The sequence below is a fragment of the Vibrio panuliri genome (genome assembly GCF_009938205.1).
GTDB lineage: Bacteria > Pseudomonadota > Gammaproteobacteria > Enterobacterales > Vibrionaceae > Vibrio > Vibrio panuliri.
This window is the reverse complement of record NZ_AP019654.1, coordinates 3,160,765-3,182,033: the sequence shown is the minus strand read 5'-3', so window position 1 is coordinate 3,182,033 and position 21,269 is coordinate 3,160,765. Positions and strand designations below refer to the sequence as shown.

The following is a 21,269-nucleotide window of genomic DNA, read 5'->3' as shown; positions in this document are numbered from 1 at the left end:
TTTTGAGGTTTTGTGAGACACTTGTCGCTGGTTCGATACATCAGTGACAAAATGCGTTGTTGCAGGTTAGACAAGGGCGGAGCAATTAGATTAAACTGTTGTTACAGTAACAGTGAATTTCAATATTTTGGTGTGAAAACAATGCCACAGAGTAAAAAGAAGGGGCGTCCTTCCCTAAAAGATATTGCCGATAAAGTCGGCGTGACAAAAATGACGGTCAGCCGCTATATGCGTAATCCAGAATCTGTTTCGCTGGCGACTCGAGAAAAGATCGCTGCGGTCGCTGAGGAAACGGGATACATACATAATCGCGCCCCTCAAATGCTATCAAAAGCTTCGAGCAAATCGATTGGAATTCTTTTGCCTTCTCTTTCTAACCAAGTATTTGCAAATTTTGTTCAAGGTATTGAAGCGGTGACGAATACACGAGGGTATGAAGTGCTAATCACCCACTATAGCTACAGTGATGAGATTGAGGAAAGTAAGGTGGCGAGTTTGCTTTCTTATCAAGTGGATGGATTGATATTAACAGGAACATCTCACACTCCCCGTACTTTGCAAATGATAAAAACCGCTAATGTACCGGTGGTTGAAGCAATGGAGTTGTGTGATGATCCTATCGACCTTATGGTTGGCTTAGATCATGAAGCTGCCGCTTATGAAGCGGTCAAGCTTATGATCAGTAAGGGTAAAAAACATATTGGCTATTTTGGTGCTCGCTTAGATAGCCGAACCAAAATGCGTATGCGCGGTTACGATCGAGCCATGGTCGAGCATGGCTTAGAGAAGCACCATTTTCTAACTCATAAACCTTCAAATTATACCCTTGGACGCGAGTTGCTGGATCGCGCATTAACCGAATGCCCGGATTTAGATGGCGTTCTTTGTACTAACGATGATATCGCAATCGGTGTGGTGCTCGGCTGCCAAGATAGGCAAATTGCTATCCCTGAACAATTAGGTGTGATTGGTTATAACGCTCTGAATATTGGTCAAGCTATTACACCTAAGCTGACAAGTGTTTACACACCAAGGTATGAGATAGGCGAGAAGAGTGCTGAAGTCTTACTTAATGAAATTGAAGGCAATATCAGCTCTCAGCGTAAATTTGATTTGGGCTTTACTATCACTAGTGGCGATAGCCTTTAAGTAAAAAAGGAGCGCATTGCAAAGTTATCGTAATGCGCTCGAGTAAGATCAAAATAGGAATGTTGCTCCCTGATCTGCGCCGCAGACATTGTTTCTAGCGACTTGGAAGAGCTCTCGTCCCCATCCTTGTTCCGAATCCAGTGCCTCGTCACCGTCAATCGCTATTTGAGGATAAGTTTGGCTGGTGGTTAACGAACCCGTTACGCAGTCAACAGTAATAATATCTCCGTTTACAACTCTGCCTATTGCTCCATCCATTTTCGCTTCTGGCGAGACATGGATGGCTGCTGGAATTTTACCAGATGCTCCAGAGAGCCTGCCGTCTGTGACCAGCGCAACCTGAAACCCCTTGTTTTGGATATTGCCTAAAATTGGCATGAGTTTGTGCAACTCTGGCATTCCATTCGCAGCTGGACCATTGAAGCGCACAACCACAACACAATCTTTGTCGAGTTCACCGCGATGATAAGCGGCTTCAACATCGTGTTGACTATCAAAAACGACGGCAGGGGCTTGAACAAATTGATGCTTAGCTTTGATCGCAGATATCTTGATAACAGCTTGGCCTAGATTGCCTTTTAAAACTTTAATACCGCCACTGGTACTGAAAGGGGTTGTTGCTTCGGCAAGCACATCGATGTTTTTGCTACCACAATTTTGCTGCCAAACTAACTGGCCATCTTTTAGGCTAGGCATCATCAATTGCGATTGGAAATCGCCAAATGAAGTCGTGATATCTTGATGGAGTAAATTGAGCTGGGCTAAAGCTTGCAATAGAGTTGGAACGCCACCTGCTGCTTGAAAGTCATTGATATCAGCACTGCTATTAGGGTAGATGTTTACCAATAGTGGCGTCACTGTCGAGAGTTGGTCAATGTCATCCCAAGTTAGAATGAGACCAGCCGCGCGCGCCACCGCAACCATATGAATCGTGTGGTTAGTGCTGCCGCCCGAGGCGAGTAGCGCGATGACACCATTGACCAAGTTTTCGGCACAAAGCACCTGATAAAGCGGTTTGAACTGTTTGGATTGCTTGGTCTGTGAACTGATATTACGCGCTGCTTCTTTGGTTAATGCTTCGCGGAGTGATGAGTGCGGGGAGACAAATGCAGAACCTGGAAGCATTAATCCCATGGCCTCAAACACCAGTTGGTTGGTGTTGGCAGTGCCATAGAAAGTGCATGTTCCGCTAGAGTGATAAGAGCGGCACTCAACGTTTAACATCTCAGTTTTATCTATTTCTCCAGACGTGTATTTTTGTCGTGCAGCGACCTTTTCCTCATTGCTTAGCCCGGTAGCCATTGGACCTGCTGGGACAAAAGCGGTTGGAAGGTGAGCGTGAGAGAGAGCGCCCATCAACTGGCCTGGGGCGATTTTATCGCAAATACCTAGCAGTAGCGTTCCATCAAAAGCATTGTGGCTCAATGAGATAGCCGTTGCCTGAGCAATCACATCACGTGAAAACAGAGAGAGGTCCATTCCTGTTTGGCCTTGGGTAATACCGTCACACATAGCAGGTACACAGCCAGCAACTTGTGCGGTATGGCCCAATTTAGCGAGTTCTTCCTTGATGATGTTTGGGTAGTACTGGTAAGGAAAGTGAGCACTAACCATATCATTGTAAGCAGAGATGATGCCGATGTTAGACTTGGTTAAATCTAATATACGTTCCCGCTCTGAGCCACAGGTTGTGGCGACGGTATGAGCGAGGTTGCCACAAGAGAGTGTGCTGCGACTCGATGGCTGACCACTTTGTTGCTTTATACGCCGTTCAAATGCTTGGCGAGAGGCTTCACTGCGTGCCTTAATGGCATTGGTTACCTGTTGTACTACCGGATGGATCATTACTACTACCCCTGTTGTGATTTCAAGCTCTGGCTTCGACACGCGATTTGATCAACCACTCCAACAACAATATCCTCAACGCTATCGGCGATATTGGTTGTAATCACGTCGGTTTCTTCAGCATTTGGCTCTTCCAACGCATCAAACTGACTCGCCACCATGCTTTCCTTCATAAAATGACCGTTACGCGCTTTGATGCGATCCAATATCAGTTGTTGATCGCCTCGAAGATAAACAAAGCGCACATTTGGATTTCCTTCCCGGATAATGTCGCGATACTTTTTCTTCAGTGCAGAACACACAATCACACCGCTTTCATTTTTCTTGGTTAAGCTGAATACCGCATCACGAATCCTCTCTAACCAAGGGGCGCGGTCGTCATCGTTAAGCGGATGACCGCTCGCCATTTTGAGTATGTTGCTCTTGGGATGTAGATCATCACCATCAATAAACTTTGCGTTAATTGCCTTTGCAAGTGCATCGCCAACAGTAGACTTCCCTGACGAGGTTACGCCCATGACGATAATACAGTTACCTAGCATAAGTGTTCCTTTCACTGATTCTCTGAATCAATCTTCGTAAGCAAAAAAGAGATTACTCTTTGTTATGCGTAACATGTTACCCGTAACTTTTGGGTTTGTGAATGGTAAAGTGCAAATTTTTCGTTTGAGGTGGTTTTAGTGTGATCTGAAAAGGGTAATCGGAAATGGAAAGAATCGGCGAAGGCTTGCTTGGGGAACGATGGAGAGTTTGTTTCTGTTTGCAATGGATAAGGGTACATGATGTACCCTTAATCGAGATTTACTGCTCGGCAGTCTTTCTGTTGTTAAACTTGATTTGCTGAATTACGAGTCCGGCGATGATTAGGACTAAACCAAGCAAAGTCGTAGGGTGAATACTTTCACCAATCACAGTCGCGAGCAGAACAAGCGAGATAAAAGGGGAAGCAAAAATAAGATTGCTGATACGGGCGGTATTTTGAGTCAGTTTTAATGCTGTGAGCCACAATACGAAAGTCACCCCCATTTCAAAAAGCCCAACGTAAGTCACCGCCAACCAACCTGAAAAAGAAATTTGCTCCCAGTTAGCGCCCTCCCAAATACTTAAGCCAATAGCAAAAGGGATAGCAACCAAGAAACCCAATAACACCCCAACCACAGGGTCAGCTTTATTCTTGGTGTTGAGAATCCAGTAACCTGCCCAAAGTAGAGTGGAAAGTAGCGCTAACCCAACACCAAGCGGGCTTTCAAAATTGAGCCCTAAAATGTCGCCCTTAGTTGCAATGACCACCACACCAAAATAGCTCAGCACACATGCTATCCAATCTTGCTTGCGGATCTGTTGACCAAGGAAGACCGCGGCCATCAAAGTCAACGTGATTGCCCAACTGTAGTTGATTGCTTGTGCTTGTGAAGCAGGGAGCAAGTCATAAGCTTTAAACAGAATGATGTAGTAGGCCAATGGGTTAATTAAGCCAAGCAGCAGGTAATACCAAGGATTCGAGAAAAAAATGGCGGAGAGGGAGGTGAGCTTTCCTTGTACACCACAGATAATAAATAAGACTAGAGCAGAAACAATGCTGGCGATTGTCAGCATCTGGATAGGGGTAAATTCAGCTAGAGTTAGCTTGAATGCGGTTGCCACTGTCGACCAGAGCAAAACTGCAGACAAACCAAACCCCAACGCGCGGCGCTCGTTCATAGTGTTCCTTTATATAGCAAGCAAAAACGCACCCAGCGAACCATTCGCACAGTGTACGGGGAGCTAAGTGTATCTGCTGATTATCTAACCGACAAACTGGACATTTATCCAGTGGTGAAATACCATTATTTGCAAGCAATAGAAAAGAGTTAACGCCTTATTATGCAATGGATTATCGAGAACCAAAGCGTGTTATTTAGTGCCCTTGGTGGCGCCGCGATTAGCGGAGTGGCAGTTGGTTGGTGGGTTAAACAGAAACTGGGTTTAGAAAGCCAACTGCTCGAACAACAATTGGAATCTAATCAGCAATTGGCAGACTCACAGATAAGCCAGTTAAAACAGTCGCTTAGTCAGGCGCAGCAAGAGCTGGATGAATTAGATGAAGATCGCGATAAAGCGGCTTATGAACTCAAACAATCACACGGCAAGTTGATGGCGGTGATGGAGAAACTGCGTTATTTCGAGGCGGTAAAGCAAGAGCGTCAGCAGTATGCCGATGATTTAACCCAAGTGCGTGAGCAAAAATCACAACTTGAAGCACAATTGCGTGAACAAGAAGCGCGCCATCAACAAGCGCAACTCGCGAGCCAAGAAAAGTTACAACTGTTGGAAAAAGCGGAAGAGCGATTAAAGCAACAATTTGAACACTTGGCTAATCAGCTTTTTGAGGCCAAAACGGCTAAAGTCGATCAGCAAAACCGCCAGAGTCTGGAAGGTTTACTTAGCCCATTAAAAGAGCAGTTGGAAGGCTTTAAGCGTCAAGTTAACGATAGCTTTAACCTAGAAGCGAAAGAGCGTCATACCCTAGTTCATGAACTAAAAAACTTGCAACGCTTAAACGAGCAGATGACTCGTGAGGCAGTGAATTTGACCCAAGCGCTTAAAGGCGACAATAAACAGCAAGGTAACTGGGGGGAAGTGGTTCTGGCGCGAGTGTTGGCAGAGTCAGGGTTGCGTGAAGGGCATGAATATCAAACTCAAGTCAGCTTGCAAAATGAAGCAGGTAAGCGCTATCAGCCAGATGTGATTGTTCACTTACCGCAAGACAAGCAGGTTGTCATAGATTCAAAAATGGTGTTGGTGGCTTACGAGCGTTACTTCAATGCGGAAACTGATCATGAGCGTGAACGCGCACTAAGTGACCACTTACTTGCACTACGTAACCATATTAAAGGGCTAAGTAATAAGGATTACCATCAGCTTAAAGGTATTCGCAGCCTTGATTACGTATTGATGTTTGTTCCCGTTGAGCCCGCATTTCAAGTGGCAATTCAGGCCGATCCAAGTTTGGTTAAAGATGCGATGGAGCAAAATATCATTCTTGTCAGCCCAACCACGTTGCTGGTGGCTCTGCGCACGATTGATAACTTATGGCGTAATGACAGGCAAAACCAAAATGCACAGATTATTGCTGAGCGGGCCAGCAAACTTTACGACAAGCTGCGTCTATTCGTTGACGATATGGAAGGGCTCGGCGGTGCATTAGATAGAGCGAACCAGACTTATCAAGGTGCAATGAACAAACTCGCGACAGGTCGAGGTAATGTGATCCGTCAAGCGGAGAGCTTTAAACAACTTGGTGTTGAAGTGAAGCGTCCAATCTCGCCAACCATTGCGGAACTTGCCCACGGACAAGATGTGTCAGAAAATGAATATTTGGCGGAAAATCCACCGCAGTTAGAAAGACATCCGGCAGAGGATAAAGTAAACTAATCGACCGCAGCTCAGACCTATGACGTATTAAGAGTTTTATTGAGTTGCTCGAAGAGGAATCATCATGACGGATACAAGCGTGCAGTCAAATACAGCTTTAGAAACAACAGAAACCACTCACTTTGGTTTCACTACCGTAGCCAAAGAAGAAAAAGTAGCCAAAGTTGCTCAAGTATTTCACTCGGTAGCTGCCAAGTACGACATTATGAATGACTTAATGTCTGGTGGTGTGCATCGCTTGTGGAAGCGCTTCACAATTGATTGCAGTGGCGCTCGCCCTGGTCAACGTATCCTTGATCTTGGTGGCGGTACGGGAGACTTAACTGCGAAGTTCTCACGCATCGTTGGTGATAAAGGTCATGTGGTTTTGGCTGACATTAACAACTCAATGTTGAACGTTGGACGCGATAAATTGCGTGATATTGGTGTAGTGGGCAATGTACACTACGTGCAAGCAAACGCTGAAGAACTGCCGTTTCCAGATGACTATTTTGATGTGATTACCATCAGTTTCTGTTTGCGAAACGTGACCGATAAAGATAAGGCATTACGCTCAATGTTCCGTGTGCTTAAGCCTGGTGGTCGTTTGCTAGTGCTAGAGTTTTCTAAGCCGATTCTTGAGCCACTATCAAAGGTTTACGATGCATACTCGTTCCACCTATTGCCAAAAATGGGTGAACTCGTTGCAAACGACGCCGATAGTTACCGTTATCTTGCTGAATCAATTCGCATGCACCCTGACCAAGAAACGCTGAAAGGCATGATGGATGACGCGGGTTTTGAACAGACGAGCTACTACAACCTAACTGGCGGTATTGTTGCATTACACCGTGGTTACAAGTTCTAAATAGGGTGACTATGCCATTTGAACCATTAGTGACCGCCGTTATTGAAACGACGCTCAACACCTTAATCAAAGACGATCCTGAGTTGGGTCGCCGTCTTGCTCGCCTAAAAGGGCAAGTGATCCAAGTGCATCTAAAAGAGGTCAACAAGACGCTAACTTTTGTGTTTAGTCAGCAAATTGATGTTCTGGCTAACTATGAAGGTGAGCCTGATTGCTACCTCTCGCTAAATCTCTCTGTATTGCCCGAGTTGCGTGAGCAAGCCAATATTACCAAGCTTATCAAGCAAGATAAGCTAACCCTAGAAGGTGATATTCAACTTGCGCAAAAGTTTGCTCAACTGATGACAGACTGCAAGCCAGATATTGAAGAGTGGTTATCTCGCGCAACAGGTGATGTGGTGGCACACTCCTTAGTGAAGGGTGCGACTCAAGTTGGTCAGTTTATGAAGTCGCAGGCGATTAAACGTCAAAACCAGCTAGGTCAGGTGATTACCGAAGAGTGGAAACTCACCCCAGCCCCGTTAGAAGTCGCCTACTTCTGCGACCAAGTGGATGATGTGAAAAGTCACGCATCTCGTCTTGAAGCTAGATTGAACCAATTGCTGGAGCGTGCATGACGCCGTCTGAACTTCGTCGCCTATATCGCATTATTAAAGTCCAGCTTGAGTACGGCTTGGATGAGTTACTACCAAATCATCAACTGACTAAAGCCCCGTTGCTTGCTCGTAAGGCACTGTTTTGGATTAAGAATCAGCATAGTGATAAGCAGCTTGGAGATCGGCTGCGTCTTGCCCTTCAAGAGCTAGGTCCGGTGTGGATTAAGTTTGGTCAGATGATGTCTACCCGACGTGACCTTTTTCCGCCACACATTGCCGATCCGCTCGCCCTGCTGCAAGACCAAGTATCTCCTTTTGATGGTGAACTGGCTAAGCTACACATGGAAAAAGCGCTTGGCGGACCACTAGAAAATTGGTTTAGCGATTTCGATATCAAGCCACTGGCTTCAGCATCCATTGCTCAGGTTCATACTGCTCGTCTAAAAGAGAGCGGGCAAGAAGTGGTTTTAAAAGTGATTCGCCCTGATATTCGTCCTGTGATTGATGCAGATCTAAAACTGATGTATCGCATGGCGCGTATAGTCGCGAGGGCATTACCTGAAGCACGTCGTTTAAAACCCGTTGAAGTCGTTCGTGAGTACGAAAAGACTCTACTTGATGAGCTAGACTTAAGAAGAGAAGCAGCGAACGCAATTCAGTTGCGTCGCAACTTTGAAGGCAGTGAAGAGCTATACGTACCCGAAGTGTTTCCTGATTTTAGCAGTGAATCTTTGATGGTGTCTGAGCGCATTTATGGTATTCAAGTCTCTGATATTGAGGGATTAGAAGCTAATGGCACCAATATGAAGCTGTTAGCTGAGCGTGGTGTGAGCGTATTCTTTACGCAAGTATTTCGTGATAGTTTCTTTCATGCTGATATGCACCCGGGCAATGTGTTTGTTAAGCCTGACCATCCTGATAATCCGATGTGGATTGGTCTCGATTGCGGCATTGTTGGCACCCTAAATAGCGATGACAAACGTTACTTAGCAGAAAATTTCTTAGCCTTCTTTAACCGTGATTATCGCCGTGTTGCCGAGTTACACGTCGAATCGGGTTGGGTTCCACGTGAAACCAATATTGATGAGTTTGAGTTCGCTATTCGCATTGTATGTGAACCGATTTTTGCTAAGCCATTGTGTGAAATTTCATTCGGTCATGTATTGTTAAACTTGTTCAATACTGCCCGACGTTTTGAAATGGAAGTGCAACCGCAGCTTGTTCTATTACAAAAGACACTGTTGTACGTTGAAGGCTTGGGTAGACAGTTGTATCCTCAGCTCGATCTTTGGGCAACAGCTAAGCCATTCCTTGAGGAATGGATGATGAATCAAGTTGGGCCTCAAGCGGTGATCAATGCAGTTAAAGACCGCGCACCGTTTTGGGCAGAAAAATTACCAGAGTTACCAGAGCTGCTTTATGACAGCTTAAGACAAGGTAAAGCAATGAATCAGCGTATGGATCAGCTTTACCAAGGTTACCGAGAGTCGAAGCGTCAACAAGCGACTGGTAAATTTTTATTTGGTGTTGGTGCCACATTAGTCGTATGCTCGGCAATATTGGTCAACAGCACTTATGAACAACTATCGACTTACAGTGCTATCGCTGGTGTCACATTTTGGTTGTTCAGTTGGCGAGCTTATCGCCGCTAGGCGTTAGACTTTAACGATAATTTTGTTTAATAGAACCCGAGGTAAAAAGAATGGGTGGTATTAGTATTTGGCAACTTCTTATTATTGCCGTGATTGTTGTCTTGCTGTTTGGTACAAAGAAACTACGTAATATTGGTGGTGACTTAGGAAGTGCTGTTAAAGGCTTCAAGAAAGCAATGAGTGAAGAGGAAGCTCAGCAAGAGAAGAAAGATGCTGACTTTGAACCGAAAAATTTAGAGCAGCAGAAGACAGACGCAACTGCTGAAACTAAGAAAGACAAAGAGCAGGCATAACACGTGTTTGATATCGGTTTTTGGGAACTGGTATTAATATCTGTCGTCGCGCTCGTAGTGCTTGGTCCTGAACGTTTGCCACACGCCATTCGTAGTGTGTCGCGCTTTATCTCATCTGCGAAAAGCATGGCAAACAACGTGAAAGATGAAATCAGTCACGAACTCAAGATCCAAGAGCTGCAAGAGAACCTTCGCAAAGCTGAACAAATGGGGATGGAAGATTTATCCCCAGAGTTAAAGTCTTCGGTGGATGAACTCAAGAAAGCGGCGCAAGAGGTGCAGCGTCCCTATGCTCAAAAGGCTACAGAGACAAGCAAGGTAGAAGCGGAGTCTAAACCACTCTCTTCTGAGAGCACTGCCCCTGCAGATAAGAAAGCCGAGTAGTCTCATCGTGAGGAGCTGCAACTTAGCTGTAGCTCCTTTTTGATCTTTTTGAATGAGGTTTGATATGTCCTCTGTCGAGCAGACACAACCTTTAATCAGCCATCTACTGGAGTTAAGAAATCGTTTATTGCGAGCGATCTTAGCGGTATTGGTGGTGTTTATTGGCCTAATTTACTTCTCGAATGACATTTACGAGTTTGTTTCTAGACCACTTGTTGATAAGTTGCCTGAAGGGGCGACGATGATCGCAACCGATGTTGCGTCACCATTCTTTACCCCGCTGAAGTTGACTTTAATTGCATCCGTATTTGTTGCGGTGCCATTTATTCTTTATCAGGTGTGGGCATTCGTGGCTCCTGGCTTGTACAAGCATGAGCGTCGTTTGATTATGCCGCTGATGTTCTCAAGCTCATTACTCTTTTATGCTGGCGTGGCGTTTGCCTACTTTGTGGTATTCCCACTAGTATTTGGCTTCTTTACGGCCATTTCACTGGGCGGTGTAGAGTTTGCTACTGACATTTCGAGTTATTTGGATTTTGTCCTAGCGCTGTTTTTGGCGTTTGGTATTGCCTTTGAAGTGCCGGTTGCGATTATTCTACTCTGTTGGACAGGGGCTACCGACCCTGACAGCCTTCGTGAGAAACGCCCATATATCATTGTGATTGCGTTTATCGTTGGTATGCTACTGACGCCACCAGATATGATTTCGCAGACCCTATTGGCGATCCCGATGTGTTTGCTATTCGAGGTGGGACTCTTCTTTGCGCGTTTCTATGTCCGTAAAGATGAAGACGAACAAGAGCAGACGGAAGAATAAAACAAAGGTTGGCATTGCCAACCTTTTTTGTCTCTGGATATTAAAGCTTAAATAGCTTGGTTGCATTGCTGCTGGTGAGGGTATCGACCTCTTCGAGTGATATCTGACGCAAGTCAGCAACGCGTTGTGCAACGAGCTGGGTGTAGGCTGGCTCGTTACGTTTACCTCGGTGTGGTACTGGCGCGAGGTAAGGGCAGTCGGTTTCTAAAATTACGTAGTTCATATCAAGGTGAGGAATTACCTGATCCATTCCGCCATTTTTAAACGTCGATACGCCGCCAAGCCCTAAATGAAAACCAAGATCATTGATTGCTTTCGCTTCTTCAATACTGCCACCAAAACAATGGAAAACCCCGCTTAACGAGCCATCTTGCTCTTTACTTAGTAAAGCTAATGTCTCTTCAATAGAGTCACGAGTATGGATAACGACCGGCAAATCCATCTCTTTCGCCCAGTTGAGTTGGGTGGTAAAGGCAAATTCCTGTTCTGCCCGATAGGTTTTATCCCAGTAGAGATCGATACCAATTTCACCGACAGCGATAAATGAATGCTGACTAAACCAGTGATGAATGGTTGCGAGGGTTTGCTCCACATTGCCATCGACATAACAAGGGTGTAAGCCCATCATGGAACGGCAAATATCAGGGTAAGCAGCTTCAGTTGCCAGCATTGGTTCAATGGATTCTAGGTCAATATTGGGCAATAGAATTTTATTGATGCCTTGGGCAAGGGCGCGCTCAACCACTTGATCGCGATCGCTGTCAAATTCAGTCGCGTAAATATGCGCATGGGTATCGATCATGGTAGTACTCATTTGAAACGGTTGGCTAGAGTATACGGCAGTGTGAACGCAAGATCATTTTTTGCATTTTTCGTTATTGGCGCTAGCGTGAAGGTGTCAGAGTGATATCATTCTCTGCAGCACTTTCACCAAATTGAAGGAGAATAGAGTGTCAGTTTCCATCCAAGGTCAATTTCCAGCACGTCGTATGCGCCGTATGCGTAAACATGATTTCAGTCGTCGTCTAATGGCAGAAAACCAACTGTCAGTGAATGATCTGATTTATCCTATGTTTGTTCTTATGGGTAAGGATCGTCGAGAGCAAGTTGAGTCTATGCCGGGCATTGAACGTTTGTCGATTGATCTGCTACTTGAAGAAGCACAGTACCTAGCACAACTAGGTGTACCAGCAATCGCTCTATTCCCAGTTGTTAATCAAGATGCAAAGAGCCTTTGCGCTGCTGAGGCATACAATCCAGAAGGTCTGGTACAGCGCACGGTACGTGCATTGAAAGAGCATGTACCAGAAATTGGCGTTATTACCGATGTTGCACTTGATCCGTTTACGACTCACGGGCAAGACGGCATCATTGATGAAGACGGCTATGTATTAAATGATGAAACGACGGAAGTTCTCATCAAGCAGGCGTTATCACACGCAGAGGCTGGTGCAGACGTCGTGGCACCTTCGGATATGATGGATGGGCGCATTGGTGCAATTCGTCAAGCGCTCGAAGAGGCTGGTCATATCAATACGCAAATTATGGCTTATTCAGCGAAATACGCATCAAGCTATTACGGTCCTTTCCGCGACGCAGTGGGTTCGGCTTCGAACCTAAAAGGTGGTAACAAGAAAAACTACCAAATGGATCCAGCAAACAGTGATGAAGCACTTCATGAAGTGGCAATGGATATCAATGAAGGTGCAGATATGGTGATGGTAAAACCGGGTATGCCGTATCTTGATCTCGTCCGTCGTGTGAAGTCTGAGTTACAAGTGCCAACTTTTGCTTACCAAGTGTCAGGTGAATATGCGATGCACAAAGCGGCGATCCAAAACGGTTGGTTAAAAGAGCGTGAAACGGTATTAGAATCACTATTGTGCTTCAAACGAGCAGGTGCAGATGGCATCTTGACTTACTTTGCGAAAGACGTGGCAGAGTGGTTAGCTGAAGACAATGGTAAAGCGGCTCAACATCTAAGAGATAACGAGTAAGTCTTACATATGACGTTGAAGGCCAGCTTTGCTGGCCTTTTTTAGCTCAGGGCACTGACTTAGCTCGATTGTTATGAATCACGATAACAAGCATTTCAAACAGATCATCACGGAATCGTATCGCTTAGCTCAGCTGCTGAAAAAGTAAAAATTCTTCTATAACAAACGGTTAATATGCAATCAAAAAATAAATGAGATTTTTTCTCATTTAGGTGTTGACTGGTTAAATGAGAATCATTATTATTAATCTCGTCTTAGGGAATGAGGAAGTTCACAAGGACGTTGATTGACAAATTCAACCGATTGGATTTTGTGATGAAGCTGAATTTCTTGAACTTGCACAAGTTCTTTTTGACACGACATTGCTCACATTGCTTCCAGTGTAATTTATAGCTTTTTGGCAAAGCGGCATGTTTGACATGAACAGCTTTGACCTCTTTTTTGCTAGGCGACATCGAAAGATGTCGCTTTTTTTATCTCTTTTCATTTGTCCTGAGCAAAAGGACACCAGCACTCTTTTCCACAATCAAGGATCGTTTCTGGATCGCTAAAACGATCATCGATCTTTTGTTTTTGTTTTTAAATACAGCTACTTATATTTTATTTCTTTAAAAGTGTGACCTGCGTCAACATCGGTGGATAATTATTATAAACAGAGTTATCCACAGGTGAGAGGATCCGCTGATGGGATATTCAACAAATGTCGTTAGAGACTTCACAGAGTTTGCATGGCATCGTCGACTCAGTCGTGGCATCCTAAGCAGATCTAACTTTCACTCTGTTTGGAAACAATAAGATTATGGCTCGCATTCCAGATAATCCACTGATTTTGATCGATGGCTCTTCTTACCTATATCGTGCTTTTCACGCCTATCCTGGCACCATGAGTAACGGTGATATACCGACCAATGCAGTATATGGTGTGGTGAATATGCTGCGTAGCATGATGCGTCAATTTGCTTCTGATCGAATTGCGGTTGTTTTTGACGCGAAAGGGAAGACTTTCCGTGATGATATGTATCCAGAGTATAAGGCTAATCGACCGCCAATGCCGGACGATCTGCGCTGCCAAATAGAGCCGTTGCACAATGTAATTCGTGCGATGGGGCTACCATTGATCTCCATTTCAGGTGTTGAGGCCGATGACGTGATCGGCACTTTGGCTCATCAAGCGTCTCAGCAAGGCATTCCAGTTTTGATCAGTACTGGCGATAAAGATATGGCTCAGTTGGTTGATGAGAACGTCACCTTGATCAATACCATGACCAACGTGGTTCTTGACCGTGAAGGTGTGATTGAGAAATTTGGTATCCCACCAGAGCTGATCATCGACTACCTTGCGCTTATGGGTGATAAAGTGGATAACATTCCGGGTGTACCGGGTGTCGGGGATAAGACAGCGACTGCCTTGCTGCAAGGCATTGGTGGTTTAGACAAGTTGTTTGAAAACCTGGATGATATCGCTCCGCTTGGTTTCCGTGGTTCGAAAACCATGGCGAAAAAACTGGTCGATAACAAAGAGAATGCGCTGCTGTCTTACGAGCTGGCGACAATTAAACTTGATGTAAAGATGGAGTTTAAACCGCAAGAACTCGTCAAAGCAGAACCAAACAAAGATGAACTGATTCAACTATTTGGTCAGTTGGTATTTAAATCTTGGTTGAATGAACTACTTGAAGGCGGTAATGGTGTGGTTGAGGCCGATGAGAAATCGGGTGCAATCGCGACAGCTTCCCAGTCGAGTAACCAAGCAGAAATTAATACCTCTGCGGTGACAATTGACCGTAGCCAGTACCAAACCATTCTTGATCAAGAGACCTTTGCGAAATGGCTAGAAAAACTCCAAGCCGCTGACGTGTTCGCTTTTGATACCGAAACAGACAGTTTGGATTATATGGTGGCGAACTTAGTTGGTTTGTCATTTGCTGTAGCAGAAGGCGAGGCGGCTTACGTGCCCGTCGCGCACGACTATTTGGATGCCCCTGAGCAGCTTGACCGTGATTGGGTACTTGAGCAGCTAAAGCCAATTCTTGAAGATGATAATCAAGCTAAGGTTGGGCAAAATCTGAAATATGATGCCAGCGTGCTTGCTCGCTATGGTATCGAAATGCGCGGCATTAAATACGACACTATGCTAGCGTCCTACGTCTACAACAGCGTAGGTGGCAAGCATGATATGGATAGCTTAGCATTGCGCTTCCTTCAGCATAGTTGTATCTCATTTGAGCAAATAGCGGGTAAAGGTAAAAACCAGCTAACATTTAACCAAATTGATTTAGAACAAGCAGCACCTTACGCTGCAGAAGATGCTGATGTAACTTTACGTCTGCACAATCGACTTAACGAGAATCTTCTGCAAGACGAAAAACTCAATCGAATTTATCAAGAAATCGAAGTGCCACTCGTTCCTGTCTTGTCGCGTATTGAACGTACAGGTGTGTTGATTGATGACATGATGCTATCTGCTCAATCTCAAGAAATAGCTGTTCGTTTGGATGAACTCGAGCAAAAAGCGTATGAGTTAGCTGAGCAAGAGTTCAACATGAACTCTCCTAAGCAGTTGCAAGCCATTCTATTTGAAAAGATGGGGTTGCCAGTTGTTAAGAAAACGCCTTCAGGTACACCATCAACCAATGAAGAAGTGTTGCAAGAGTTAGCGCTCGACTATCCACTACCAAAACTGATCTTGGAGTACCGTGGCTTAGCTAAGCTGAAGTCGACTTACACCGATAAACTGCCGAAAATGATCAATCCAGAAACGGGGCGCGTTCATACTTCTTATCATCAGGCGGTTACCGCGACTGGTCGTCTGTCTTCGACTGATCCTAACTTACAGAACATTCCAATTCGTAACGAAGAGGGGCGTCGTATTCGCCAAGCATTTGTCGCGCCACATGGCTATAAGATTATGGCGGTCGACTATTCACAAATCGAACTGCGTATTATGGCGCACCTATCGGGAGACCAAGCTCTACTTGACGCTTTCCGTGACGGCAAAGACATTCACGCGGCAACTGCGGCGGAAATCATGGGAACCACCATTGAGAATGTTACCTCTGAGCAACGCCGTCGTGCTAAAGCAGTTAACTTTGGTTTGATCTATGGTATGAGTGCGTTTGGTTTGGCTAAGCAACTTGGTATTCCTCGCGGTGAAGCTCAAGAGTATATGAATAAGTATTTTGAGCGTTACCCAGGGGTGATGCAGTACATGGAAGATACTCGTAGTACCGCCGCAGAAAAGGGTTATGTGGAAACGATTTATGGTCGTCGACTGCATCTTCCTGAAATTCAATCTCGCAATGGTATGCGCCGCAAAGCTGCCGAACGAGCAGCGATTAATGCTCCAATGCAGGGAACGGCAGCGGATATCATTAAGAAGGCGATGCTACTGGTGGATGAGTGGATTGAGAAAGAGGGTGATGGTCGCGTCAAACTATTGATGCAAGTGCACGATGAACTGGTCTTTGAGGTTCAAGAGACGGCTTTAGCCGAAATTGAAACAAAAGTACAAAAATTGATGGAATCTGCAGCACAGCTGGAAGTTCCATTGATTGCTGAAGCAGGTCATGGTGACAACTGGGAACAGGCGCACTAGACATAAAATAACCAATTTCTAGAATTTATTATGAGCCAGCGCACAAATGCTGGCTTTTTTTTATGGTTAAAAAGTTAATTGGCAAAAGGGTTGTGTGTAGTTTTTACTAAATTTAGTGAAAAAAACTTACAAAATAACTTTGAATTTCTGACCAATTGTTGTACATTAATCGACGTAGGGTACAGAGGTAAGATGTTCTATCTTTCAGACCTTTTGTTTCACGTTATTGGATTAGGCTGATTCAGCCGCCCCAGCCAGTGTTTGGCTGGGGCGTTTTTTCTTGTGGCAAAGAAAACTTTTCAATCCTTCGTTTTCTCTCGCTTCTTCTTCACTTTCTTGTATGACTACCACGTTCACCATAACCGCATATTGCTGAGTTCATCGGGTACTAAGTGGTGCAAACCTGTAATATTCCTTCATCACATTTTTGTTATTTCGTATAAAAAATAAATACTTATAATTTAACTGTTTGAGTTAAAGAGTTCTGTTTTAAGCCTTTTATTTATTAGGCTAAAGCTTGATGCTTGCTCAAAACAAGGTAGAGATAGCGGAAGTTGAAAAGTCACGAGAATTGCGGAAGACTAAATAACATAACTATAACAACTGATAATTCTCTCCCGTTGCCTCACAAGTTGGTGAGGCTTTTTCTTTTGCTTGGCGCATAGAGGCATAAAAAAACCTCGCAAATGCGAGGCTTCTTCTTAGCTAAGGCGGTTATTCGCCATCGATATCTGACTCAATATCGTCATCGAAATCTTCTTCAGCTAGCTCGGCAAAAGCAGGGGCAAACCACTCGTCCAGCTTGTTGCGCAGTACGTCTACACCCAACCCTTTCAGTGATGAAAACGCGTCCACTTTTACAGTACCACCGAAGCCTTTGGCATCTTCACGAATTTTAAGAACAGCGGCTTTACGTGCGCCACTCTTCAATTTGTCCGCTTTAGTGAGCAGTACTTGCACGGGAATACCGCTATCGATAGCCCAGAAGATCAACTGTTGGTCGAGATCTTTCATCGGGTGACGGATATCCATTAAAACCACCAAGCCTTTTAGGCATTGGCGCTTTTGTAGGTATTCACCAAGAGATTTCTGCCACTTCTTCTTCATTTCTAGTGGAACTTGAGCAAAACCATATCCTGGCAAGTCGACGATATGACAACCATCAGCAACTTTGAACAAGTTGATTAGCTGGGTACGACCCGGTGTTTTACTGGTTTTCGCTAAGCTCTTTTGGTTGGTCAAACGGTTAAGAGAGCTCGATTTCCCGGCATTTGAGCGTCCAGCGAACGCAATTTCAATGCCCTCATCCTCTGGCAAGTGGCGAATATCAGGCGCACTTGTGATGAAATGGGTGTTTTGGTAATTAATTTTTACGCTCACTGTTAACTCCATCTCGACTTTGTGTAGTCAATTGATTACTTTTTTGTGAAATTGTGTAAAATAACCGTACTCGGCATGAGGTCGCCTATTGTACCATGAGTGGCAATGCAGAGTGGTACTGGAAGCTTGATAATTATAATGGAATGTCATGAAGAAATTAGTGCTAATTGTGAGTCTTTTGGCCAGCTGCTCCGTATGGGCCCAAGGCAGCATAGAAGCTGGTAAAGCAAAATCTCAAACTTGTGTTGCATGTCATGGAGCAGATGGCAACAGTTTACTTGGAATGTACCCTTCACTGGCCGGTCAGCATGCGAAGTATATTGAGAAGCAGCTGAAAGACCTGAAACTTGGAATGACGAGTGGTGGTAAACAAGGTCGTTATGACCCTGTGATGAGTGGTATGGCGATGCCACTGAATGAACAAGATATGGCAGATCTTGCTGCTTATTATGCTTCATTGCCGCTTGCGCACAATACAACGCCAGAAAACGTGGTGGAGCAAGGTAAAGTGCTCTATACCGCTGGTGATGCCGAACGTGGTTTAGCGGCATGTATTGCCTGTCATGGCCCGCGTGGTAACGGTACCGAATTGTCCGGATTCCCTAAAATCTCAGGTCAACATGCGGATTACATTAAGCTGCAGCTTGAGAAGTTTAGAGACGGTAATCGTAACAATGACATGAACGCGATGATGCGTGATGTAGCTGAGAAATTGACTGATGAAGATATCGACGTGCTATCTAAGTACGTAGGTGGTCTTCACTAACAACACTTATCTTCCAGTAAGACTCGTCAAAAGCCATGTTTTCTAACATGGCTTTTTGTCGTTGGTATTCTGATAATGATTGATGGCATGCTTGGCTAAATTACTGTGAACTTGGTCACGCCTTGCTTTTGGCTTGTATCCGCTATCTTGCTCATCTTTTTGTGAGACATTTGCCATACATAGATTGGCAGATCGGGTGGCGTGAGAGATAAATACAATAAAAAACATACATTTGAGCTGTTGGTTATTATTTGTTCACGCTTTTTTTATAGATAATATTGTTTCTCGTCGCTCGAATAGTAAAGTAATTACATCCACACGATGTGGTACAGGATAAAAGACTAGGGAAGTCTCCATGGATGCAAGTAAGGACTACTTGATTGATGGAATAAAGGAATAGCAGTAAACAGGATGTTTACGCAAACACGGATGGTTAACTCGCCTGATGGTACAGGCAGCGAAAAGGATCAGGCTTAGGAAGAGCTCAGCTACAGGAAGTAGAAGGATAACCAAAATTCATTAGGATGATGACAAACAACACCTTTTTGGCAGGGAAAGCTCGAAAAACAAAAGGAAATTTGTAGTACATTATTTGTACAACACAGTTTAGCCATCATGGCATTTAGAAAGCGATAGTCAATCTATCGCTTTTTTTATATCTATTTTTGACGATTTGATGATTTATTGCACAATAGTACTCCACTCTCAAGGCAGTTTCTGGTATGTTTCGCATCCCCTGTAAGAAGGATGTATCAATGCACAACTGCCCGCTTTGTCAAAGCAATCACACCCATCATTACTTTGAAGATAAGCATCGTCAGTATTTAGAGTGCTCGAACTGTGCGCTTGTGTTTGTGAATCCTGACCAGCGCCTTGATGCAAAGACAGAGAAAGCACACTATGATCTCCATGAGAATGATCCCAGTGATGAAGGTTATCGCCGCTTTCTATCGCGTATGGCAGAGCCGATTTGTCAGCGAGTCGCCCCGAAATCTCAAGGGTTAGATTTTGGCTGTGGCCCAGGTCCAACATTGTCACTAATGTTGCAAGAACAGGGTCACACAATGAAGTTGTATGACATCTATTACCACCCAGATAACTCGGTATTGGATGAACAATACGACTTCGTCACTGCCACGGAAGTGATTGAGCACTTATATCAGCCGGATATGGTGTGGCAGCAATGGTTGAATTTAGTTAAGCCCGATGGCTGGCTTGGTATCATGACCAAGATGGTAATCGATGTTGAAGCGTTCGCGACATGGCATTACAAAAACGATCTCACTCACGTGATCTTTTTTAGCCGAGCAACGTTTGAGTACTTGGCAGAGCGGGATCAGCTCGAACTTGAATTTGTTGGAAAAGATGTAATTTTGCTGAGGAAAACCCAGTAATGAGTCGTAGCAAAAAATCCAGATCTGGTGGTAACGGCGACGTTATTGTTGTTCGTAACCGTACACAATCAGACGTTGAAGGACGTCTACGTAAAAGAGACAAGAAGCGCAAAGGTCTAAAAACCGGCAGCCGTAACTCAGAAGCGAAAGCAAGCAAAGAGTTCACTAACGGTCAAAAGCGCGATCCGCGTTTAGGTAGCAAAAAGCCTATTCCATTGATTGTTGAAGCAGTTAAGAAGCCAACCAAAGTAGAGCGTCGTCTAAGTGCTGAAAAAGAGCTTGAGATGCTGGAAAATGATGCACAACTTAACGTATTGCTTGATCGTATTGATGAAGGCGAAAAATTAGGTGCGGGTCTACAGAAGTATGTAGACGAAAAACTGGCACGCATTGAAGCGCTGATGAAGCAACTGGGTATCTATGAAGAAGACCTAGAGGCTGACGATTACGCGGAAGAGGCGTACTATGACGATGAAGAGTACTCTGTAGAGAGCAATACAGAGAAAAAACCAGCGTCGGATGATGATCTGCTGTCTCAGTTTGAGTCGTTAGATATCAACCAATACAAATAAAGGATAACAGTAAGATATGAATGTAACCTTGTTAGCCATTGCGGGTGGAGTCATTATTCTCGGCTTAGCGTCATATGCAGGTTACCTTCTTCTCCAACTGAAGAAGCAAAAGGAGTTGCAGCTTAGGCATCAGCAGTTGGCGATTGAAAAGCGCAACGCGAATATCTTCGAAAATGTGCACACCTTGTGCCTTGCGGGTATTCAAGGTCAGTGCGACCTATCTGAGATTAGTATTCGCGTTTACTGCATTATGGATTATGTTCAGGGTGATGAGCGTCTCGACTTTGATAAAGAGTTTCCAGCGACCTCTGAGTTGTACCATGTAGTGAAAGACATGGCTCGTGGCGAAGATCGCCAAGCGTTAAGTAAAAAAGAACGCATGCAACAAAACCTCGCCCGTCATAAAGCAGAATCACGTCTGCAAGATGCGATTGTGGAAGAATTAAAAGTGTTGCAGCAAAAAGTGCAGCCGCTCAACAATCAAATCAATATCCAAATGCTATAGGTATCATTACCTATCCCCGTCAGTATTGGGGAGCAACTCAAACTGATAACTGAGCATCGATCA

20 protein-coding genes are annotated in these 21,269 nt (G+C 44.6%); 15 read left to right on the top strand and 5 right to left on the bottom strand.

What is annotated here, in order from left to right:
• Positions 1-141: 141 nt before the first annotated feature.
• Positions 142-1,149, top strand: a complete 1,008-nt coding sequence (locus GZK95_RS14630; RefSeq protein WP_075716001.1) for a substrate-binding domain-containing protein — start codon at positions 142-144, stop codon at positions 1,147-1,149.
• A 48-nt stretch (positions 1,150-1,197) separates the two neighbouring features.
• On the opposite strand, the gene edd is transcribed toward GZK95_RS14630, so the two are convergent.
• The 3 genes from edd to GZK95_RS14615 all read right to left on the bottom strand — a co-directional run bounded on the left by edd (position 1,198) and on the right by GZK95_RS14615 (position 4,695).
• Positions 1,198-2,994: a phosphogluconate dehydratase gene (gene edd, locus GZK95_RS14625; RefSeq protein ID WP_075716000.1), complete on the bottom strand. Its 1,797-nt coding sequence runs from the start codon at positions 2,992-2,994 to the stop codon at positions 1,198-1,200.
• A 5-nt stretch (positions 2,995-2,999) separates the two neighbouring features.
• Positions 3,000-3,536, bottom strand: a complete 537-nt coding sequence (locus tag GZK95_RS14620) for a gluconokinase (RefSeq protein WP_075706403.1) — start codon at positions 3,534-3,536, stop codon at positions 3,000-3,002.
• A 259-nt stretch (positions 3,537-3,795) separates the two neighbouring features.
• Positions 3,796-4,695 (bottom strand): DMT family transporter, encoded by a 900-nt coding sequence (locus tag GZK95_RS14615; RefSeq protein WP_075715999.1) that lies wholly within the window; start codon positions 4,693-4,695, stop codon positions 3,796-3,798.
• Positions 4,696-4,857: 162 nt separating this feature from the next.
• On the opposite strand from GZK95_RS14615, the gene rmuC reads away from it, so the two are divergent.
• From rmuC to tatC, 7 genes are all read left to right on the top strand, one after another.
• Positions 4,858-6,408: a DNA recombination protein RmuC gene (gene rmuC, locus GZK95_RS14610; RefSeq protein WP_075706401.1), complete on the top strand. Its 1,551-nt coding sequence runs from the start codon at positions 4,858-4,860 to the stop codon at positions 6,406-6,408.
• 64 nt (positions 6,409-6,472) lie between these two features.
• A complete protein-coding gene (ubiE, locus tag GZK95_RS14605; protein WP_075706400.1) occupies positions 6,473-7,255 on the top strand; it encodes a bifunctional demethylmenaquinone methyltransferase/2-methoxy-6-polyprenyl-1,4-benzoquinol methylase UbiE in 783 nt (260 codons plus the stop codon).
• 11 nt (positions 7,256-7,266) lie between these two features.
• The gene (locus GZK95_RS14600) at positions 7,267-7,872 is read left to right on the top strand and encodes a ubiquinone biosynthesis accessory factor UbiJ (RefSeq protein ID WP_075706399.1); all 606 of its coding nucleotides are present in this window, start codon (positions 7,267-7,269) and stop codon (positions 7,870-7,872) included.
• On the top strand, positions 7,869-9,503 hold the full coding sequence (gene ubiB / locus GZK95_RS14595; protein ID WP_075706398.1) for a ubiquinone biosynthesis regulatory protein kinase UbiB: 1,635 nt from the start codon (positions 7,869-7,871) through the stop codon (positions 9,501-9,503). The genes GZK95_RS14600 and ubiB overlap by 4 nt, the downstream gene beginning before the upstream one ends.
• Before the next feature lie 50 nt (positions 9,504-9,553).
• A complete protein-coding gene (gene tatA, locus GZK95_RS14590) occupies positions 9,554-9,796 on the top strand; it encodes a Sec-independent protein translocase subunit TatA (protein ID WP_075706397.1) in 243 nt (80 codons plus the stop codon).
• Between the two features lie 3 nt (positions 9,797-9,799).
• Positions 9,800-10,180, top strand: coding sequence for a Sec-independent protein translocase protein TatB (tatB, locus tag GZK95_RS14585; RefSeq protein ID WP_075715998.1), 381 nt, complete (start codon positions 9,800-9,802; stop codon positions 10,178-10,180).
• A 64-nt stretch (positions 10,181-10,244) separates the two neighbouring features.
• On the top strand, positions 10,245-10,997 hold the full coding sequence (gene tatC, locus GZK95_RS14580) for a twin-arginine translocase subunit TatC (protein WP_075706395.1): 753 nt from the start codon (positions 10,245-10,247) through the stop codon (positions 10,995-10,997).
• Between the two features lie 40 nt (positions 10,998-11,037).
• Here the strand turns inward: tatC and GZK95_RS14575 are convergent, their stop codons facing one another.
• A complete protein-coding gene (locus GZK95_RS14575) occupies positions 11,038-11,799 on the bottom strand; it encodes a TatD family hydrolase (protein WP_075715997.1) in 762 nt (253 codons plus the stop codon).
• A gap of 148 nt (positions 11,800-11,947) precedes the next feature.
• Between GZK95_RS14575 and hemB the strand changes: the two genes are divergently transcribed.
• The 3 genes from hemB (at position 11,948) to GZK95_RS22555 (ending at position 16,829) form a co-directional block, all read left to right on the top strand.
• Positions 11,948-12,994 carry a porphobilinogen synthase gene (gene hemB, locus GZK95_RS14570; RefSeq protein ID WP_075706393.1) on the top strand — a complete coding sequence of 349 codons (1,047 nt, stop codon included), beginning with the start codon at positions 11,948-11,950 and terminating at the stop codon, positions 12,992-12,994.
• Positions 12,995-13,793: 799 nt separating this feature from the next.
• Positions 13,794-16,589, top strand: a complete 2,796-nt coding sequence (gene polA / locus GZK95_RS14565; RefSeq protein ID WP_075715996.1) for a DNA polymerase I — start codon at positions 13,794-13,796, stop codon at positions 16,587-16,589.
• Positions 16,590-16,781: 192 nt separating this feature from the next.
• Positions 16,782-16,829: a hypothetical protein gene (locus GZK95_RS22555; protein WP_438356636.1), complete on the top strand. Its 48-nt coding sequence runs from the start codon at positions 16,782-16,784 to the stop codon at positions 16,827-16,829.
• A gap of 474 nt (positions 16,830-17,303) precedes the next feature.
• Here the strand turns inward: GZK95_RS22555 and yihA are convergent, their stop codons facing one another.
• On the bottom strand, positions 17,304-17,969 hold the full coding sequence (gene yihA, locus GZK95_RS14560) for a ribosome biogenesis GTP-binding protein YihA/YsxC (protein WP_075706391.1): 666 nt from the start codon (positions 17,967-17,969) through the stop codon (positions 17,304-17,306).
• 148 nt (positions 17,970-18,117) lie between these two features.
• On the opposite strand from yihA, the gene GZK95_RS14555 reads away from it, so the two are divergent.
• The 4 genes from GZK95_RS14555 (at position 18,118) to GZK95_RS14540 (ending at position 21,206) form a co-directional block, all read left to right on the top strand.
• Complete coding sequence (locus GZK95_RS14555; RefSeq protein WP_075706390.1) at positions 18,118-18,735, top strand: c-type cytochrome; 618 nt, start codon at positions 18,118-18,120, stop codon at positions 18,733-18,735.
• A gap of 755 nt (positions 18,736-19,490) precedes the next feature.
• Positions 19,491-20,129, top strand: a complete 639-nt coding sequence (locus GZK95_RS14550) for a class I SAM-dependent methyltransferase (RefSeq protein ID WP_075706389.1) — start codon at positions 19,491-19,493, stop codon at positions 20,127-20,129.
• On the top strand, positions 20,129-20,701 hold the full coding sequence (gene yihI / locus GZK95_RS14545; protein WP_075714828.1) for a Der GTPase-activating protein YihI: 573 nt from the start codon (positions 20,129-20,131) through the stop codon (positions 20,699-20,701). The genes GZK95_RS14550 and yihI overlap by 1 nt, the downstream gene beginning before the upstream one ends.
• 16 nt (positions 20,702-20,717) lie before the next feature.
• Complete coding sequence (locus GZK95_RS14540; RefSeq protein WP_075714826.1) at positions 20,718-21,206, top strand: DUF2489 domain-containing protein; 489 nt, start codon at positions 20,718-20,720, stop codon at positions 21,204-21,206.
• The last annotated feature ends 63 nt before the right edge of the window (positions 21,207-21,269 follow it).

Excerpts from the sequence above, each read along its gene's own strand:
- GZK95_RS14630 (WP_075716001.1), top strand. The coding sequence starts at position 142 with ATGCCACAGAGTAAAAAGAAGGGGCGTCCTTCCCTAAAAGATATTGCC.
- edd (WP_075716000.1), bottom strand. The coding sequence starts at position 2,994 with ATGATCCATCCGGTAGTACAACAGGTAACCAATGCCATTAAGGCACGC.
- GZK95_RS14620 (WP_075706403.1), bottom strand. The coding sequence starts at position 3,536 with ATGCTAGGTAACTGTATTATCGTCATGGGCGTAACCTCGTCAGGGAAG.
- GZK95_RS14615 (WP_075715999.1), bottom strand. The coding sequence starts at position 4,695 with ATGAACGAGCGCCGCGCGTTGGGGTTTGGTTTGTCTGCAGTTTTGCTC.
- rmuC (WP_075706401.1), top strand. The coding sequence starts at position 4,858 with ATGCAATGGATTATCGAGAACCAAAGCGTGTTATTTAGTGCCCTTGGT.
- ubiE (WP_075706400.1), top strand. The coding sequence starts at position 6,473 with ATGACGGATACAAGCGTGCAGTCAAATACAGCTTTAGAAACAACAGAA.
- GZK95_RS14600 (WP_075706399.1), top strand. The coding sequence starts at position 7,267 with ATGCCATTTGAACCATTAGTGACCGCCGTTATTGAAACGACGCTCAAC.
- ubiB (WP_075706398.1), top strand. The coding sequence starts at position 7,869 with ATGACGCCGTCTGAACTTCGTCGCCTATATCGCATTATTAAAGTCCAG.
- tatA (WP_075706397.1), top strand. The coding sequence starts at position 9,554 with ATGGGTGGTATTAGTATTTGGCAACTTCTTATTATTGCCGTGATTGTT.
- tatC (WP_075706395.1), top strand. The coding sequence starts at position 10,245 with ATGTCCTCTGTCGAGCAGACACAACCTTTAATCAGCCATCTACTGGAG.
- GZK95_RS14575 (WP_075715997.1), bottom strand. The coding sequence starts at position 11,799 with ATGATCGATACCCATGCGCATATTTACGCGACTGAATTTGACAGCGAT.
- polA (WP_075715996.1), top strand. The coding sequence starts at position 13,794 with ATGGCTCGCATTCCAGATAATCCACTGATTTTGATCGATGGCTCTTCT.
- GZK95_RS14555 (WP_075706390.1), top strand. The coding sequence starts at position 18,118 with ATGAAGAAATTAGTGCTAATTGTGAGTCTTTTGGCCAGCTGCTCCGTA.
- GZK95_RS14550 (WP_075706389.1), top strand. The coding sequence starts at position 19,491 with ATGCACAACTGCCCGCTTTGTCAAAGCAATCACACCCATCATTACTTT.
- yihI (WP_075714828.1), top strand. The coding sequence starts at position 20,129 with ATGAGTCGTAGCAAAAAATCCAGATCTGGTGGTAACGGCGACGTTATT.
- GZK95_RS14540 (WP_075714826.1), top strand. The coding sequence starts at position 20,718 with ATGAATGTAACCTTGTTAGCCATTGCGGGTGGAGTCATTATTCTCGGC.